The sequence below is a fragment of the Vibrio sp. SCSIO 43136 genome (genome assembly GCF_023716565.1).
Classification (GTDB): domain Bacteria; phylum Pseudomonadota; class Gammaproteobacteria; order Enterobacterales; family Vibrionaceae; genus Vibrio.
This window is the reverse complement of sequence record NZ_CP071848.1, coordinates 1,871,743-1,888,422: the sequence shown is the minus strand read 5'-3', so window position 1 is coordinate 1,888,422 and position 16,680 is coordinate 1,871,743. Positions and strand designations below refer to the sequence as shown.

Annotated in this window: 21 protein-coding genes; 18 read left to right on the top strand and 3 right to left on the bottom strand. The window is 44.7% G+C overall.

The annotated features are described in order from the left end of the window. Positions 1 to 10 precede the first annotated feature (10 nt). The 6 genes from J4N39_RS08800 to J4N39_RS08775 are packed head-to-tail and all read left to right on the top strand — an operon-like array spanning position 11 to position 7,295. The gene (locus J4N39_RS08800) at positions 11 to 2,026 is read left to right on the top strand and encodes a packaged DNA stabilization protein (RefSeq protein ID WP_252018204.1); all 2,016 of its coding nucleotides are present in this window, start codon (positions 11 to 13) and stop codon (positions 2,024 to 2,026) included. Next, positions 2,023 to 2,661: a hypothetical protein gene (locus tag J4N39_RS08795; protein ID WP_252018202.1), complete on the top strand. Its 639-nt coding sequence runs from the start codon at positions 2,023 to 2,025 to the stop codon at positions 2,659 to 2,661. The genes J4N39_RS08800 and J4N39_RS08795 overlap by 4 nt, the downstream gene beginning before the upstream one ends. Continuing rightward, positions 2,658 to 3,128, top strand: a complete 471-nt coding sequence (locus J4N39_RS08790; protein ID WP_252018199.1) for a hypothetical protein — start codon at positions 2,658 to 2,660, stop codon at positions 3,126 to 3,128. The genes J4N39_RS08795 and J4N39_RS08790 overlap by 4 nt, the downstream gene beginning before the upstream one ends. Further along, positions 3,113 to 3,745 carry a P22-gp17 family phage DNA ejection protein gene (locus J4N39_RS08785; RefSeq protein ID WP_252018197.1) on the top strand — a complete coding sequence of 211 codons (633 nt, stop codon included), beginning with the start codon at positions 3,113 to 3,115 and terminating at the stop codon, positions 3,743 to 3,745. Before J4N39_RS08790 ends, J4N39_RS08785 begins: the two co-directional genes overlap by 16 nt. Next, positions 3,745 to 5,019: a hypothetical protein gene (locus tag J4N39_RS08780; RefSeq protein WP_252018194.1), complete on the top strand. Its 1,275-nt coding sequence runs from the start codon at positions 3,745 to 3,747 to the stop codon at positions 5,017 to 5,019. The genes J4N39_RS08785 and J4N39_RS08780 overlap by 1 nt, the downstream gene beginning before the upstream one ends. Further along, positions 5,016 to 7,295 (top strand): hypothetical protein, encoded by a 2,280-nt coding sequence (locus J4N39_RS08775; RefSeq protein ID WP_252018192.1) that lies wholly within the window; start codon positions 5,016 to 5,018, stop codon positions 7,293 to 7,295. The genes J4N39_RS08780 and J4N39_RS08775 overlap by 4 nt, the downstream gene beginning before the upstream one ends. A 43-nt stretch (positions 7,296 to 7,338) precedes the next feature. Here J4N39_RS08775 and J4N39_RS08770 read toward each other — a convergent pair whose 3' ends face one another. Continuing rightward, positions 7,339 to 7,686, bottom strand: a complete 348-nt coding sequence (locus J4N39_RS08770; protein ID WP_252018190.1) for a hypothetical protein — start codon at positions 7,684 to 7,686, stop codon at positions 7,339 to 7,341. After that, positions 7,686 to 8,090: a hypothetical protein gene (locus tag J4N39_RS08765; RefSeq protein ID WP_252018188.1), complete on the bottom strand. Its 405-nt coding sequence runs from the start codon at positions 8,088 to 8,090 to the stop codon at positions 7,686 to 7,688. The genes J4N39_RS08770 and J4N39_RS08765 overlap by 1 nt, the downstream gene beginning before the upstream one ends. A 503-nt stretch (positions 8,091 to 8,593) precedes the next feature. On the opposite strand from J4N39_RS08765, the gene J4N39_RS08760 reads away from it, so the two are divergent. From J4N39_RS08760 to J4N39_RS08750, 3 genes are all read left to right on the top strand, one after another. Beyond that, a complete protein-coding gene (locus tag J4N39_RS08760) occupies positions 8,594 to 9,175 on the top strand; it encodes a Rha family transcriptional regulator (protein WP_252018186.1) in 582 nt (193 codons plus the stop codon). Positions 9,176 to 9,304: 129 nt separating this feature from the next. Then, positions 9,305 to 12,067, top strand: a complete 2,763-nt coding sequence (locus tag J4N39_RS08755) for a phage tailspike protein (RefSeq protein ID WP_252018184.1) — start codon at positions 9,305 to 9,307, stop codon at positions 12,065 to 12,067. 142 nt (positions 12,068 to 12,209) lie between these two features. After that, positions 12,210 to 12,869 carry a tyrosine-type recombinase/integrase gene (locus J4N39_RS08750; RefSeq protein ID WP_252018172.1) on the top strand — a complete coding sequence of 220 codons (660 nt, stop codon included), beginning with the start codon at positions 12,210 to 12,212 and terminating at the stop codon, positions 12,867 to 12,869. On the opposite strand, the gene J4N39_RS08745 is transcribed toward J4N39_RS08750, so the two are convergent. Then, positions 12,870 to 13,094 (bottom strand): hypothetical protein, encoded by a 225-nt coding sequence (locus J4N39_RS08745; protein ID WP_252018170.1) that lies wholly within the window; start codon positions 13,092 to 13,094, stop codon positions 12,870 to 12,872. Positions 13,095 to 13,233: 139 nt separating this feature from the next. On the opposite strand from J4N39_RS08745, the gene J4N39_RS08740 reads away from it, so the two are divergent. From J4N39_RS08740 to J4N39_RS08700, 9 genes are all read left to right on the top strand, one after another. Then, positions 13,234 to 14,226, top strand: a complete 993-nt coding sequence (locus J4N39_RS08740) for an SPFH domain-containing protein (protein WP_252018168.1) — start codon at positions 13,234 to 13,236, stop codon at positions 14,224 to 14,226. Between the two features lie 51 nt (positions 14,227 to 14,277). After that, positions 14,278 to 14,508, top strand: a complete 231-nt coding sequence (locus J4N39_RS08735) for a hypothetical protein (RefSeq protein WP_252018166.1) — start codon at positions 14,278 to 14,280, stop codon at positions 14,506 to 14,508. 11 nt (positions 14,509 to 14,519) lie between these two features. Next, positions 14,520 to 14,717, top strand: coding sequence for a hypothetical protein (locus J4N39_RS08730; protein WP_252018164.1), 198 nt, complete (start codon positions 14,520 to 14,522; stop codon positions 14,715 to 14,717). Between the two features lie 141 nt (positions 14,718 to 14,858). Continuing rightward, positions 14,859 to 15,368 carry a hypothetical protein gene (locus J4N39_RS08725; RefSeq protein WP_252018162.1) on the top strand — a complete coding sequence of 170 codons (510 nt, stop codon included), beginning with the start codon at positions 14,859 to 14,861 and terminating at the stop codon, positions 15,366 to 15,368. A 19-nt stretch (positions 15,369 to 15,387) separates the two neighbouring features. Then, positions 15,388 to 15,573: a hypothetical protein gene (locus J4N39_RS08720; protein WP_252018160.1), complete on the top strand. Its 186-nt coding sequence runs from the start codon at positions 15,388 to 15,390 to the stop codon at positions 15,571 to 15,573. Positions 15,574 to 15,589: 16 nt separating this feature from the next. Continuing rightward, complete coding sequence (locus tag J4N39_RS08715; protein WP_252018158.1) at positions 15,590 to 15,811, top strand: hypothetical protein; 222 nt, start codon at positions 15,590 to 15,592, stop codon at positions 15,809 to 15,811. 16 nt (positions 15,812 to 15,827) lie between these two features. Next, the gene (locus J4N39_RS08710) at positions 15,828 to 16,139 is read left to right on the top strand and encodes a hypothetical protein (RefSeq protein ID WP_252018156.1); all 312 of its coding nucleotides are present in this window, start codon (positions 15,828 to 15,830) and stop codon (positions 16,137 to 16,139) included. Between the two features lie 20 nt (positions 16,140 to 16,159). After that, positions 16,160 to 16,423: a hypothetical protein gene (locus J4N39_RS08705; protein ID WP_252018154.1), complete on the top strand. Its 264-nt coding sequence runs from the start codon at positions 16,160 to 16,162 to the stop codon at positions 16,421 to 16,423. A 10-nt stretch (positions 16,424 to 16,433) separates the two neighbouring features. Beyond that, positions 16,434 to 16,646 (top strand): DUF551 domain-containing protein, encoded by a 213-nt coding sequence (locus J4N39_RS08700; RefSeq protein ID WP_252018152.1) that lies wholly within the window; start codon positions 16,434 to 16,436, stop codon positions 16,644 to 16,646. Positions 16,647 to 16,680 lie beyond the last annotated feature (34 nt).

The following is a 16,680-nucleotide window of genomic DNA, read 5'->3' as shown; positions in this document are numbered from 1 at the left end:
TGGAGCAACCATGCCACCTATCTCACTGCCACTTATGAAAGGCAGCAAAACCACAGTAAACGCTCGTTACGACGATGCGCTACCTGTGAATATGCTCCCCGTGCCGGCACAAACAGAAAACGCTAACGGTTACCTGCGATCATTCAAAGGTATCGAGCTTGATTATGTTTCTGCAGGTATTAGCTACGGAGCGCAGTACAACAGCCTAACAGGTAAAGAGTACCGAGTTCTTGGCAATAAGCTGGTAGAAGATGGTGCGCAGGTTGCCACAGTCTCTGGCGGTAAACTCACAAGCATTTGCCACTCTGCTAAATCCGTCTGCTTTGTTGATGGTGGAAAAGTGAAATACTGGCGTGATGGAAAGCTCACAGAGCTCACCAACTGGACAGAGGGCGAGAACTACGTCAGTTACCCAGATTTCATCTTTACCGTTAAATCTGGCTCTTACATCACTATCCCAGCATGGAAACCAAGCAACGGGTTTAACGTCAACGCCACGGTTTACTACAAAACGCTCCCAACTGCAGATGAGTTCATTATCTCATCCAAACGTACGGACAATAAGTTTTGCGGTATCTACTACAAGGCATCAGATAAGAAGTTCTACCACCGCATCACCGACAAAGAAACGCAGGACATTGAAATCCAGACAGCTGTTGCGGGCGAAAACTCGATCCGAGTCAGTTCTCTGGAGAAGTACGCTTACCCAATCGAACTTATCCGAGCAACGCAGAAATCGGCAGAGGTCACCGGTATCTCTACCGCTCAAATCACTGACCTGCAACTGTTCGACCACGTAGATGCATCGATATTTCGCATCTACCCAATGACCAAATCAATCAAACAGGAAGAAGGCAATAAACCAGCAACCCCAACCACCAAAGTTATCGACAACAGCCAAGATGAATCTGGCGTAACCGCTGGCCGCTTGGTTGGCAGCTGGGACGACTACCACAAACAATCGGAGCCATTTAAGTCACCGGCAACCGCTTTTGATTTGAGTGACGTCATCGATGTAGACCGACACAAAGGCCGCTATGTTTGGATTAACAAACGCCGCTTTGGTTGTACTGCATTAACCATCGGCTCTATGGGAAGTAAAACCACTTCACCAGAGCAAAGACCAGACTATGGCGCACCGTTCTACAGCCCAGAACACGACTCCGACGACAACAAAGCTATCCGTTCTTGGAATAACTACGTGGTTGTCTTTGGCCGTAACTCGATCGAGTTCTTCCGCTTAACTGGTAACTCAAGCAATCTTTATGTGCCTGAACAGTCGATGGTGACGGAAGTGGGTGTTGTGGCCACACATGCAGTTTGTGAAGTTGAGAAGTCATTCGCAGCGCTTGGAAGCACCAAAGGCGGCACGCTAATGGTGATGATGGTCTCTCCGGGCAACTACCAGAAGATATCCACTTCAACGGTCGATAGGGTGATTGCTCAATACAAAGAGTCAGAGCTACAAGATGTACTGCTAGAAACCGTCATGATGGATAACCACAACCTCCTGTTTGTCCACCTACCCAACGAAACCCTAGTGCTAGACCTTTCCCAGAACGTCTGGATAACCCTGAAATCTAGCGTGGTTGGAGATGGCCCGTATCGAGGACGGCACATTCTCTACAACCAAAAGAAAGGCCTAACCATAGGAGACAAACAAGGCGGCAACGTTGGTCTACTCACTGACGCAGTAGCCAGCCAATACGGCGAGAACGCCGAGCACATCCTCTATACGCCATATATCCAGGTTAACGATGGATACGGCAAGGTACCGCTTCACCGCCTCAAGTTTGATTCTATCTACGGGCACACCAACGTCGCCCAATCCATGATGATTAGTGCCACGCTCGATGGCAGAACCTACGGCAAAGAGCACTACGTCACGTATAACACGCCATTGGACTTCACCAACAAAGTAATCCTTGGCTCCCTAGGTGCGGTAGAGAAAAGCATTGGCTTTAAGCTCCGTGTTGTTTCAAAACAGCCTGTGCACTTGTCAGGCTTTAGTGTGGATACCCCATGAAAATTCAAATTGAAGATACCCAACTACATTTCAGCGTTTACCCAGAAAACTGGCCGATGGAGCTTAAGCTGGACTACCAGAATAAGACCAATGGCCTGCAAGATACCGTTGCTGAGGTAAATGACCATAGTGACCTGATTGAGGCCCTGAAAAAGTCAGATGAAGAGCAGGATAAGCGAATCGAAGCACTAGGCGAGGCAATTAAGAATGCCAACGCTTTGGCAAACAGAGCGTTGGCGCTTTCTGAAAGCAATGAGCAAAAGCTTGCTCAACACACCGAGGCTATCACCACCAATGCTCAAAGCATTGCAGCGAACGGGCAGGCAATCACCAACCATATTGGTACCGAAAGTACCCACGGAGCCACAGGCAATATCGTAGGCACCCAAGACTACTGCCAACCAACATCTGGCGGAGTGGTAAACCTAGCGGCACACATAGCCGACATTAACCAGGTATCAATCACGCTCCAGAACGCCCCTGCAGACTACGACCAAACCCACGCTCAATCAGTAGTGGATGCAGTGAAAACCCTAGGCGCTGCCCACAACGAACTAGTAACCAAAGTAAACGCCATCCTTGCAGGCCAGCAGAACGCCAAGCAAATGGCTGCTTCAACACAGGTGACAGAATGACGGAATTAACAGAAGCAAAAGATGGGCGAGAAGATCGCTCGCAGAAGATAACCGCATTAGCCAGATCAATGGCAAACAACCTAGTTAGCGGTGATTTTGTTGAGCAAGAGTGCCCAGTAACACATAGGTTTGCGGACGGTTGTTATCTGCGTGAAATCCTTATGCCAAAAGGGACATTGATTGTAGGTAAGGTACACGGAACCCAGCACTTTAACGTAATTCTCAAAGGTAAGTGCACGGTATTCACAGTAGATGAAACCAAGGAAATAGAAGCACCTCATACATTTATTAGTGAAGCTGGTGTTCAAAAGGTGGTTCTTTGTCATGAAGATACTATATGGCAAACCTTGCATGTAACTAAAAGTACTGACCTTGAAGAAATTGAGAAAGAAGTGATTGTTGAAACCGAGGAGCAAAACGAAATCCTTGAATTAGTAGAGAGGGCTAGATTATGTCTTGGGGATTAGTTGCAATATCAGCCGCTACAGTCGCATCTGGGGCAATCGGAAGCAATGCGGCAAAGCGAGCCGCAAAGACTGAGGCTGACGCTACATTGCAGGCGCAGCGAGAGGCTACAGCTGCTCAACAAAAAGCGTTGGCAGAACAACGCCAGCAATGGGCACCGTTTGCTATGGCTGGGCAGGAGGGGTTGTCTGAAATGATGAAGCTCATTCGCAATCCGTCTGAGTCATTATCATCATATTATCGAGGTCCAGAATACGCCATGATGCAAGAGCAAGCTGGACGAGATGCATTAGCTTCCAGTGAGGCAACTGGTGGAATGGGGTCAACGGCAACAAGCAACGATGTTGGATCTATTTCACCAGTGCTTGGGCAAAGCTTTTTAGCTAATCGGATGAATAGCTTAAATAACCTAGTCAACGTAGGTCTAAATGCTACAGGTGCGAACGCATCCGCAACTAACCAAGCAGGGAATACGTTAACAGAACTCGCTTTTAAAGGGGGCATAAATAGGGGTAGTGCTCTCGCTGGAGGTCAATTAACTTCTGGTAAATCGTGGGGGGACGCTATCAACACAGGAATGGGTACCTACTTAGGTGGAAAAATGGCGGGGTTATTCTAATGGCACATGATTACTCAGGGGCGTTAAGTAGCGTAAGCCCATTACAAACAGCTTTGCAGTCATCGCAGCTTTTTCAATTAAGTCAGCAGCGAGAGAAAGAGCAGCAGCAATTAGCCAAGCAAGAGCAATTGCAGGACAAGATGGTTGAATTGTTGAGAAGTGGTACCACCCAACAAATTGCTGAATTTTCGGTTAAGAATAAAGAGCTTGGAGAGATACTGAATAAGCAGATTGGCTATCGTTCTGATATGACGAAAGACATTATGGCAGGAACGCTTGCCAGTGCGCTAATCGACCCAACAAATCGGACGCAGATTATTGAGCAGGGAGCAGAGCAGATCAGGAAAGCGGGTGGTGATCCACAAACGCTTCTTAAGTCACTTGAACAAACTGATGATAACTTTGAGAAAGGTGCGTTAATGATGTTGGGCGGCCTCGGTGACAAAGGAGAGGGTTACTTAAAGCAATATGCGGCACAACAGCCGAAAGCAGCAAAATTTTCAGGCCTTCGAACTGATGAAGAAGGCAGAACTACAGCATTAAATGAAACCGAAGGTCAGATCGTTGAAGTGCCGACCGCAGAAGGTGTAACTCGTAGTGCAGATAAACCCCAAGTTCAGGTAAATCTTGCCGAAAAAGGCAGGGTTGTAGAGCAAGAAGCTTTGGCAAAGAATCGAGTTAGCCATTTAGAAAAACTCCAAGAAGCCGCATATGCTGCTGAAGATGAGCTTGAATCAATCAAGCAACTTCGAGCAATTGACATTGAGACAGGGTTTGGCACTGAGATGAAAGCCAAATTTGCTAGAGCTATTAATTTTCTTGGTGGAGATGGTGAAAAGATTACTGGTGTAAATGTTAGTGATACTGAAAAGCTCAATGCTGTTGCTAAAAGGCAGATGCTTAACATTATGGCAACTCAAAAAGGGCCTCAGACTGATACTGATGCTGAACGAATTGAGGAAACGGTCAATAGCTTAGATAAAACAAGCGAAGCTAACGAATTTATTCGTGATTCAGCCGAAGCACTTGCGTATCGAAAAATAGAGCATGCTAATTTTTTCGAGGATTACTTAGAGGATAACGGAACACTGAAAGGAGCTGAAAGAGCATGGAATGAATTCAAAAAAAATACGCCTATGCTATCTGAGGTAGTGAGAGACCCAGATACAAATCGACCTATGTTCTTTTATCAGTTCAGAGAGGTTTACCGTTCTCAAGGCTATAAAGATGGTGAAATAGTCGATGCATGGCGTACTTTGACGGGGGGTGAATGATGGCAGTAAATGACATTCTTGCTGACTGGGAGCAAAAAAAACAAAATGCAGGTAATCCTCCGGCTGTCCCGGTAGAAAGTGAGCCTCAAGTTGCACCAAGTAACCCTATTGTAGCGGACTTTAAGCGAGCTCAAGCAGAGGGAGAAGAAAAAAGGCGATTAGAGAACCGCCCATGGTGGGAGCGTGCTAGAGACACCGTGACAGGCTCAGACCGAATGACGCCAGAAATGGAATCACTTGAACCAATGGAAAACTCTCCAGAGTTCAACAGCTTGTCAGGTGCTTCATTTAGAACATCATTTGGTTCTTTATATACAGGCGATGATGAGCGAAAAATGAGGATCATCAAGGAAAATTACCCCGAGGCAACTTTTAGCCAAGATTCAAAAGGTAACTGGATCGCTAATATGCCCAGCAACGAAGATTACTCTGTTAATGCTCCTGGTATTGGTCCCAATGATTTGGCGACGGCTGGCGCCCAAGTGGGTACTTTTATTTTATTGAGTCGTCTATCTCCACTATTGTTCCCAGCTCTTAACCGTCACATAGCAAAGTTAGGAGCAAAAGCTAAGTTAACTAAAGGTAGCACTGTAACTGAAGGTGCAGTTGCTGGGGCTTCAAGTGGGTTAATTGAGGGTGGCATTGCAGGAACTGGCGGCGGATTTGATCTAGGAAATGTAGCTTTAGATACGGCTTTAGGTAGCGCAGGCGCAAAAGTTTCACAGTGGATTAGCGGGCTGAATTCAGGAAATTCTCAGACAGTTGGTGCAACTGAAAATGAGATCCGGAGGCAATTGGCACAGAACAACCCCAACTTAAATGCGAAAGAAGCTGATGACCTTTCAGACCAGATTATTGACGCAATCAAGAAAGGTGATCAGGAGCGACTTGCTGCATTATCGAAGCCAGATGCAAGCTATGTTGAAGCGGGTAAAACTCTTGGATTAAACGAACCAGGACTAGCGTCACATGCATCTACTTCACCGAAGTTTATTGCCGAGGAGCAAATTCTTAAATCAGTACCTGGCTCTCCTCTCAGAGAGGTTGAAGATAGAGCTATTTCTGAGTTAAGCCATAAGGCGGATGAATTAATAGAGCGCTTTGGCGGTACAACTCAGCAAGCGACATTAAATCAAGAACTAATAACTAATGCAAAAAGCACTATCCAAGATCTAGGTAAGAAAGCTGATGATGCCTACGATAAACTTGGAGAAGCGATACCGCCAACATCACCTGTCGATGTAAGTCCATTAAGAGAGGTTATTTCTGAGGAAATTACGAAACTTGGCGGTGAGCGTGGGCAACTCTCCCCACTGGAGAGAAGAATTAATGCTGTTATAAACCCCTCTAGTGGCAATGATGTTACCTATTACTCTATAGACAAAATTAGAAAAGAGGTTGGTGCTGCGATAGGCAGCAAGCAAGGCAGATATAAGGATGCAACTAGCTACGAGTTGAGCAAGTACTATGATCTGCTAACTCAGGCTCAGGAGAGCGCTGCGCCAGCACTTTCGGGGGAGTGGAAAGCAGCCAAAGAGCTAGTCTCAAAGCGTAAAAAACTAGAGGAAAACGCAGTAATAGCTTTTGGTCAGGAGCTCACCAACGACTTTATTCCGGCGCTTGGAAAGTCTATGCGTGCAATGAGTCAGAATAAAGTGAAAGACTTCGACAAGCTACTAGGTGCCTTAGATCCGAAAGATAGAAAGCAAGCGGTAACATCTGCGTTGAATGATGTGTTCACGATGAGGAGTGGCAAAGAGAAGCAACTGTCAATTGCTGGTTTTGATGATTGGTTTAAGGGTATTAGTAGAGACCCAGCATTGAAAAATAGGATATACAAAAATATCGATCCTGAAATGCGAACCATGCTAAATGCTCTTGGGAAGCGAGCTGATGGTATGCGCAAAGCTATGGCTAATGAGATTAAAACTGGCCGTTTGTCAGAAGCGCAATCAATGCAGAAACAAAGAATGGAGAATGCATTTAAGCTCATAGCAAAAGTTGGATTTGCAACTCTTGGCGATATCGTTGTTATGGGAGTTAATAAAGTCAGAAAGGATCCTAAAGCTAAAGCACTTAAGATTCTAACTGACCCTCAATTTGCAAATGATATCGTCAAGCTTGCTCGCTCTGGCAATGAGAAGCTTGAGAAGAAAATTATGCGTAATCAGAAGTTTAAAGACTTTGTGGAAGCATTCCCTGAAGAGTCTGGCCCAATGATACGTGTTGGCTTGCGAAATTGGCTGGAAGGAAAGTACCAAGAGTACTCTGAATAGAGTCACACTCTTGGTGTTCTTGTAATGTGTGTGAGAGCTGCTCTTAATCTGTGATGTGGGTTACCGAACCAGTATAGTAGGGAGCCTCTTTCCAACGGATTTCACGAGCAGAACTCTCGCATCCAGATGCGGTGGTGCTGTATGTCGAGATTCCAGAAACCACGCCATTGTGGAACCATACGATTTTGTGGTCGTTGTAGCCGAACCCTGCACCAGATACACAGTACTGCCAAGCTTCTAAGTCACCTTGAAACTGCCTATCAAAAGGTACTCCGAGGTGATCAATAACGGTTTGCTTCGCATCCCCTGCATTGATGAGAATGGTTCGGTCATCTAGCGTACCGCAAGCACCAATAAATACAGTTGCCAATAATACAAGCAGTTTATTCATTAGATCGCCTCTTTGATTTCAATCACTTCTTTAAGTGCTTTAGAAAACCCTTCGGTTGTCACTGAGTCACCTAGTACTTTAACGCTTTTTTCGTTGATGAACGTTTTAAGGAGAAATTTTCCACCCTCGGGTGTTGCTGGATATATTTGGCATGAATCAAAACCAGCAATGAACTTTTGTTTTATTTTTATTGCCTGCTTATTTACAACGATTTTAGAGCGGCCAGGGGAGCATTGTTGCAATAAGTGAATAAATGATATGTGCTTATTGGTAAGAGTTACGGCGTAAATGTTATTGTCAGACATAGCAACAGACATGCCGTCCTCTCCAGATGACCATCTTTTTTCTTCAGAGCAAATGGAGAAAGAGGTACATGCAAGCATGATGAGTAACAGTTTTTTCATAATCAGATGGTTAAGGTATTATATCGAATATTTATAGAATACCCGCAATCACCCAGAACGAAAACTGGTTATTTGATCAGCATACAACCAACACACGCCAAAACTCTATTGACAACAAGCAATTCAAGCCAGTATGTTAATGGGGCATTGGCAAAATCCAATGTCGGGATTCGCACCCCGTTTTTGTTCAAAAGGCGCATTCCGCCAGCTTTTTGCTGGTTTTTTTATGCGTATGATTCAGCACATCTAAAGAATTGTGGTGAACTGATTTAGGCAGCTTCGGCTGGCCGTGTTCTGATAGAGCGGTAGTTCCAACCTTATTCAGTTTACCCATGCAAATTGGCAGCCCTCAAAATTGAGGGGTGTTCGCATGATAATGGTGGACTGGATGAGGCGACTTCGGTCGGCCGTTTCCTTTTGAGCGGTAGTGCGAACCTTGTCCAGTTCACCACCATAAGTTTCGCACCTTAGTGGTGAGCTCCACATATTCAAAAGGAACTCACATGACTACACTAGCTAGCACCATTGCATCTGCAAAAACATCTGATCTTGTATTTCTTTCTAAATCTAACGACCTCGTAACTGACTCTAAATGGGTCTCCCACTTTTTCGGGAAACCCCATGATCGAGTTCTAGAGAAGATCAGGACGCTTCATTGCTCTCAAGAGTTCAAACAAACGAACTTCTTGGCTTATCACTACGAGCACGAACAAAACAACCAAATGTATCAGGCTTACCAAATGACCAAAGACGGCTTCATGTTCTTGGTCATGGGCTTCACAGGCAAACGAGCTGCAGAAATCAAAGAACGCTACATCAACGCCTTTAATGAGATGGAAAAGCAGCTAACCAAAAAGGCTACCGAAGTCAGCCCCTCACTTGGCGCAGCACTTAACCGAGCGAAGATCCTAATCACCATAGATGGTGGTGAGGTAGTCGCAAGCCAAGTGATAAAAGAAAACGAGGGCGTAGTCCCATTTGACGATCCTCAAAAGCTAAACAACATGATTAAGCTCTGCATGCCAGAATACGCCCTAGTGCGTAGAGACGCCTTTATGAATGCCTTTGCGTTAGCAATGGCATAGCAGCACCCAGACACAACAACTAGCCCTCCATCGTGAGGGCTTTTTTGTGCCCCTAACACAGACAACCACCAAGCCCTCCACTGCGAGGGCTTTTTTGTACCAATTTTTCACCATACCGAGAGAAGTGATATGGCAAGTAATCTATTAAACCCACTATCCGGCCAGCAAATAGACCCATCAAAAGTAACAGGCCGAGCCCAACCAGTATCAAACGGCTACTTCTGGTTCGGAGAACTAGACGGCGACCCAGTAATAAACCCAATCAAAGTACAAGCCAAAGACGAATCCGGCACCGTCATCGATGTAGCCCAACCAGTACGGACAAATGCGAGCGGGTTCTTTGTAGATCAGAACGGGAGGTTGCTAGAGCTATTCTCGGAGAAGATCGGGTACTCGGTGTTGGTTAGGGATAAGAATCAGAAGGTGATTTATGGGCCGGTGAAGAAGGGGGATGTGGGAAACATAGCATCTGCAATATCTATATATACAGATATTGTGTACAAAGCATCTCAAGGTAAAACGGCTGTAGAAAACATGGTTGCTGGTAACCCGATAGAGGCTAGAGTAGGTGATGTAGTTTCATCTGGCATTACATGGTGGAAGAGAACCAGTAATTCAAGCAATAGCATTCAAGACTTCACTCCTACCTCAGCGATTGCACTAGAAGATTTTGGTGGAAACTTAACAGACCCAGCGCATGATGACACTCTTGCATTTGTTGAAGCAGCAAAGTTGGGAGGCTCAATAGTTATTGGTCCAGGCACAGCGACAGTTAAGCCAAAGACTACGGCAGAGGTTAACTTAGTCTCAGACACAAAAATTTGGGGCCTTGGTGTCGGAATCTCTAATTTGCTTGTTAGTGAAAATCAAAACCCAGCAGATTCTTGTTATGGCTTGAAAATAAAAAACCTTAAGAATATAACATTTGAACACTTATCTGTGGTTTCCGATTCAAAAGAAAAGGACATTTTTAACCTTGGAAGACTAAAGGCAGATGGGACCTATGACCGCACAGATTTTGGCAGAATATTTGCCATGCGCATTACTGGCACCGAGAACATTGTATTTAACCACGTTAGCATTGAAGGTTTTAACTCACAAAGTGGTGCAGTTTTATTTACTAATGAAGATGGTGAGGTCAAGTACAACAAAAACCTAAAACTGATACAGTGCGAGTCTCGATTTAACCGGGCAACTGGGTTTAGTTTGCAAGCGGTAGATGGCTATCGTATTGAGGGAGGGGTACATGAACAGAATGGACTTCAAGTATTTGACTCAATCGATAGCGAAGGAAACCCAACGAGCAAAGTGAGGACACCGACGAACTATATTGATGGTGGCACGGGCTACGGCCTTGTTATCGGCAGATTAACATCCGCTAGCAAGCTAAAAACGAAAAACGGCGTCATTCTGGGTGTTAAAACGAGTAGAAATGTCAGGCATGGTATAGATCTCCATAGTGGTAATGGGGTTGAAATTATCGGTCATGAAAGTACCGATGATTTGTTATCCGCAGAAGCGCTTCAAGATATTGGTCCTACTCTTCATGATATATATGGAGACGTAATTACCAGTTCAGCAAGGATAGCCCACACATCTTATTCAGAAAACAGAGGTTACCTTTTTGACGACCAAACACCAGGAAATCAAAGGAAAGATTCTAATCCTATACTGATTGCAAACATTGATAAGAAAATCATTAATTCAATAGTAAGGGGCCCGACGGTGACTGGGTGGCGGTTTAGGCAATTGGATACCAATTCAGCTACAGACACTATTATGTTTGTATCAGCATCAGCAAATGAAACATGCGAACTATCTGGTGCTAACTTTACGGCAAACAACCCTGATTTTTACCCGTCAAAATGTGTCGATCTTTCAGGGAAGCAGGCCTCAATGCATGATTGCGATGTTAGGTACGGGATACGTAGTAACTTCAATCGAGCTGCGTTTAGATTTAGCAGTCTTGATGGCAATACATCTATGATTGGCAACTGCATTTCAGAAATAAATGTTTTCTCTCATGGAACGACGCAAACTGCCATTCCTATGTTTGAAAAGACCCAAAATGCAGATAAGCCAAACTTAACAGGAAACACCATCAAGAGAACCACACAGGGACTAAGAGGGTCATTGTGGTTTACAACATCTCAGAATTGCCAATGGGGATACAATGGTTTTCTAGGGGGGTGCTCAGGCAACACTATAGATGGAGACGAGTACGCATCAAGGATCGTCGGAAAAAAGACATTTTATGTATCTTCGGTTGGTGCAGGAAACTATGACGGCTCCTCCGCACAAAACGCATTCAATATGAGCAACTTAAACAATTTGCTGGCTGTACTGAACCAATTGCCAATTTGTCAGAGCGGATTAACCGTAAAATTTCTGGATACAAAAGATTTTGGTTCAGACACAAACCTAGTCATCCCAGAGTTTTATCAAGAAATGGTGGTAAATATGGAGGGTATAGCTTCAGAAAATGGACTTAGTCCAAATAAAACGGCTGGCCTACTTACTACCGGGAACTTTTTTATCAAGTGTCCCCTTCGATCGGATATTAGATGGAAGTACCTGAAGCTAAAGTCTGGTGGAATAGTACTAGATAAACCCTCTGATGTAGAGGGTTGTGCTATCGAATGCAATAACAACAATAGTGGTCAAGTTGGTGTAAATTTTGAGTCGGTAATTGGGTACTGCAGAAACACAGATTTTAACAAAGGCCAATCGGCAATACTCACAGGAAGAGGGGCAACAGTGGTATCTCAAAACAATGGCTCTTCGCTTACAAATCCTACCAACGGGCTGCATGCAAATGGGGGCATTATCATGAAAAATGGTAATCAGCCATCTGGTGTCCAACTAGAAGAGAACGGAGGTGTAATTAGGTAGCTCCTATATGCCATCATAAAATTGGTTTTGTGCTGGCTTTCCCCGATTTCCCTAGAAGTCAGTAATAACGGGGTGTTATGATAAACAACACCCTCAAAATGGTTGTGTGTGTTTTTTCGGTCTAATCAAGGAAAAAACGCACATGGCACAAGCCAAATCACTCACACCACGACAACTCAATAAAGTTCTTAATCGCTGTTTGTTGATGCCTCATCACCAATTGAAGCGAGCCGCTTTATCACTCTCGTTCTCTACGCTGCGAGTAACCGAAGTAGCTCAAATTACTATCCGTGATGTGATGCACCGGAGCGGAGAACTGCGCACCGAGATATCGATGCGAGCTGATATCTGCAAAGGGAAGCGAGCAAGAATCATTTGGTTCTCCGATCAAACAAAGCAAATGCTCCAAGAGTGGCTAGATCACCGCAAAACTAAGAGGTGGGGATTGAGTTCGTCTGATGAATACCAAGGCTTTAATCCTGATAGCAAAGTCTTGTACTGCAACCGTGGCAGACCATACGGACTCAAAGCCAAAAATAGAAAGTTGTTAGATGGCACACCGATCATTTACTACAGTTGCGATTCGTTAGAGCTAGTGATTAGAACCATCTTCAATAAGTGTGGCTTAAAAGGAGCGAGTTCTCACACTGGCCGCCGTAGCTGGGCGACAACGATGAGTAGAAGACGAGTACCTTTGAAAGTAATCTCAAAGGCTTTAGGTCATGCGGATGAGCAGGTTACGTTGATGTATATCGATGTGAGCGATAAAGACATTATCGAAGCAAGCGAGTTGGCTTACTAACTATCTATCTTTGCGAAGTGACTCAAGGGCGAGCTGTACGGCTTTATCGATAGCTTGCCCTTCATTCTTGACATCACCAAACATAGATTTTAGCTGCTTGAGACCGTCCTTTGTTGATTGATCAACATAGGCATCGACACGCTTTTTATCGGCGATCATGCTTGCATGGTGGGCTTTACGAGCCTTAGCTATCGCCTTTTTACGTTCTTCTTTGTCCTGCGCCATTGGTACTGATGATAATGATTTTAGGTCATGGTAATACAGTTTACCGTGTAATCAAAATTTTGCTTAAATCTGTTTACACGGTAAACATGAATCTAGTAATATTGTTTACACGGTAAACATTGATAAGGACCGAAATATAATGGATATGACAAACCCTAAGAAGCTCATTGCTACTGGCATTAGTGCGGCGCTTGCCGTCTACCTTGGCTTTAATACTTGGACCACGGTTCCGGCTGGTCACGTTAAAACTCAGTCGCTATTTGGTAAGGTTCAGGATGAGGTTCTTACTGAAGGTTTTCACTTAGTTAACCCGTTAAAGACGCTAGATCTAATGTCTATTCGTACCGATAAATACGAGATCAATGGGCTTAACATTCCAACTCAAGATCGCTTTAATTCAACTGGTAACGTGACGGTTATCTACAACATTGATGAGAACAAGGCATCTTACATCCGTAAGGAGTACGGTACTGCGGAACAGTTCATTGATAAGACGTTGCGACAGTACATGCGATCTATCGTTCGTAGTGAAGGTCGTAAGCTTCCAGATAGCCGCTCTTTGGCTATCGATGCCAATGTAGAGACAATGCAAGACAGTGCTCGCTCTCGATTGATTGAGTCGCTTGATGGTACTGGCGTAGAGATCCAAGAGGTGCTTGTACAAGATATTGAGTTTGACCCTCGTATTGCCAAGCAAATCCTTGCTACACAAGAGCGCATCCAGCAAGAGGAAGCTAAGAAGTCAGAAGAACGACGAGCTGCCACCGAGGCTGAGATTAAGCGTCAACATGCGATTGGTGAGGCAAACAAGAAGAAAGAGGCGGCTGATGCTGAGGCATACCGCATTAAGCAAGATGCTGATGCTCGCAAGCAAGCTGCTATCGATGTGGCGACTGGTAAAGCGGAAGCTATCCGACTTCAAGCGCAAGCAGAAGCGGAGGCGCTTAAACTTCTGGCCGATGCTAACCTTGAGCTAACAGAGTCGCTTACACCTGCGATCTTGGAACGTCAGCGACTAGAGAACGAAGGTGTTCTTTACAAGAACTCCCGTGGTAACGTTCCTCATACCGTAATTGGTGAAACAGACCTACGTGCCTACGGCATTCCAATGGCTGTTCAACCAACTAAGTAATTAACTACTAGGCGGCCAGAGTGCCGCCTAACTTATTGGGGATTTTTCATAGTGATAGAGACTGCTATTTACTGGTCAGGAGTATTCACAATCTTTGCCGTTCTGCTAGCGATTAGCGTGTTTGCTTTGTTCTCGGCAGTGGTGATAGGCAAAGATCTAATCATCAGAGAATTAAGTTCTCTATATAACCATGCACGTTTGTGCCATTTGATGAAAAGAATGAAGAAGCTCGGCATCGATGGCGCATTAAAAGAGCAACAGAAGTTGCACCAACAAGATTAGGGGATTTTTTCATGAGCCAGGGAAAGTGTCTGCGCTGTAAAAAAGAGGTTCAGGTGTACGGTTCTCGATGGTGCCAGGACTGCTATTACCCGGGCATCGATGAAACTTATGATGAGTACAAGGCAATGCTTGCCGAAGGCCATCGACCAATTCAAGCGGCGGTTCAGTCAGGGTGGCAAGACCCAGACGAAGCTGGCGCAGCTTACTAAGAGTGGATTTTTTATCATGGAAACAGGCTTTGCAAATACGATGATCTTAGTAATCGCTGTTATGGGGTGGGCTGCAATAGAGTCAATCCTTTGGTTGTTATCGTTCATAAGCATTAGCTTCAATTTTTAAGGGGATTTTTCATGGCCCTTTCGACCCTGTCAGAAATGGAAACATGCTTCTTATTGAAACTGTCGCCGGTTGACGTAGCAGCTATTCGTTGCGAACCGTATGAACTGGCTTGTAGTGAGGTGCTTTACCCTGGTGATGCATTTACAGAAATAGGGTCATCAGGTTCAGCAGGCAATCAGCCGGTTGCCATCACCCCGCCTTGGGTTCAGCGCTATCAAGGTCTGCTTTGTGCTCGTTCAGAATGCTTTGAATGGCTTCCATCAATATGGCATGGCCGTGACTTGGTGTTGTTTGATGCATTCAACCCAGAAGATTTAGGTGAAGGATTTGTTTCGCAGGGATATAGGGCAGGGTGGGAAGGAACACGCAGCATGGACGATGGGTACTTTATTGCTTACTTGCGTCATAGTGATGATAACACCTTATTTCATACTCGTGGCAGTACATCATCAAGTGTATGTAAATGCACTAGTTTGACTCGCTGGCACGCCGAACAATATCAAGCCACAGCAGCGGCTTAACTTAAAGGGGATTTTTTCAATGAAATTTGCTAACGGTGAACGTTTCAAAAACGCAGCTACAGTTGGAGAGCTAAAGGCTGTACTGGCCGAGCTATCAGATGACACTCCAATTGAGCAAGGATTTTCAGAGAGTGTTGATGTAGTGATTAAGCACAACATTGATGGTGATCATTTCATCGAATTTGAAGATGGCGATTCAGACTAACTAATAGGGGATTTTCATGCTCAAAAAGATTCTTCATGTGCTGCTAGGGTATCGTGTAGTCATCTATGTTGAAGGTGGGCCAGCCAAGCATGATGAGCCTTTGGTGACTCGTTGCTGGCTTTCGAAGCACTGCTCAGTTCGTGCTATGTGGCATGGAACACAAGTTAGACTAAATACAGACAAGACCGTTACTGGGTTGCCGCCAATATGGAATGCAACTTGGAAAGTGGCCGAATAACTTTAAGGGGATTTTTTTGATGACCTACGATGAGATATCAAAGGCCATTAGCGTCAGTGACTTAACCACTGAGCAGCTTAACGATCTAAAGCGCAATATAACTCGTAAGCTCGACAGCATTGAGAAAGAAGAGAAAGTGAAGATCTATCGCCTGGATATCTTTGGAATGGCTACTTACTACCGAACGGAAGAAGAGGTAAAAAGTAAGCTGAAAGAAGAGCTAGAAGAGATGGATGCTGGTGATCTGGCTCATGCCGATATCGATGTTGATGAGCGTTACGTTCCTGAGTGTGACTTGGGCGAATACATCGGAAAACTACACGTTTAAACAATAATGGGATTTTTTTCATGCCAACTTACAAGTTGAAAGACACTGCACCAGAACAGTTTATATTTCTGCACGCAGCAAACGGTGATCATGATTTTGGTGATTGTGAAAATGTTGAAGAAGCAAAAGAAGCGCTTCACAAGCTGTATTCTCATCTAATTAATGAAGATGATACCAATTGGTATTTCGCTACTTATACGCGAGAACAGGCCCAGAAACTATGTGATGAAGAGCACGGGTGGTTTGTGTGTCTTTCTGAGTATGTTGAAGAACTAGAAGATTAGGGGATTTTTCATGGATTGGAAAAGCGTAGAGGACGAGTTACCAGAGTGCGGTCATTATGGTGTTGAGGTGATTGCTTACCTAGAGACGCCTATTAAGTACGGTGAAAGGATAGTGTTTTACACGTTCTTCCGTGGTGAGTGGACTTCGATAAACGGTTCTACTTGGCCTGGTAAGCCTCTTCCTACCCACTGGATGTATAAACCAGAGCCTCCTAAAGCTTGAAAACTGTAACAACTTTCAAAAATCAGATAGGGAT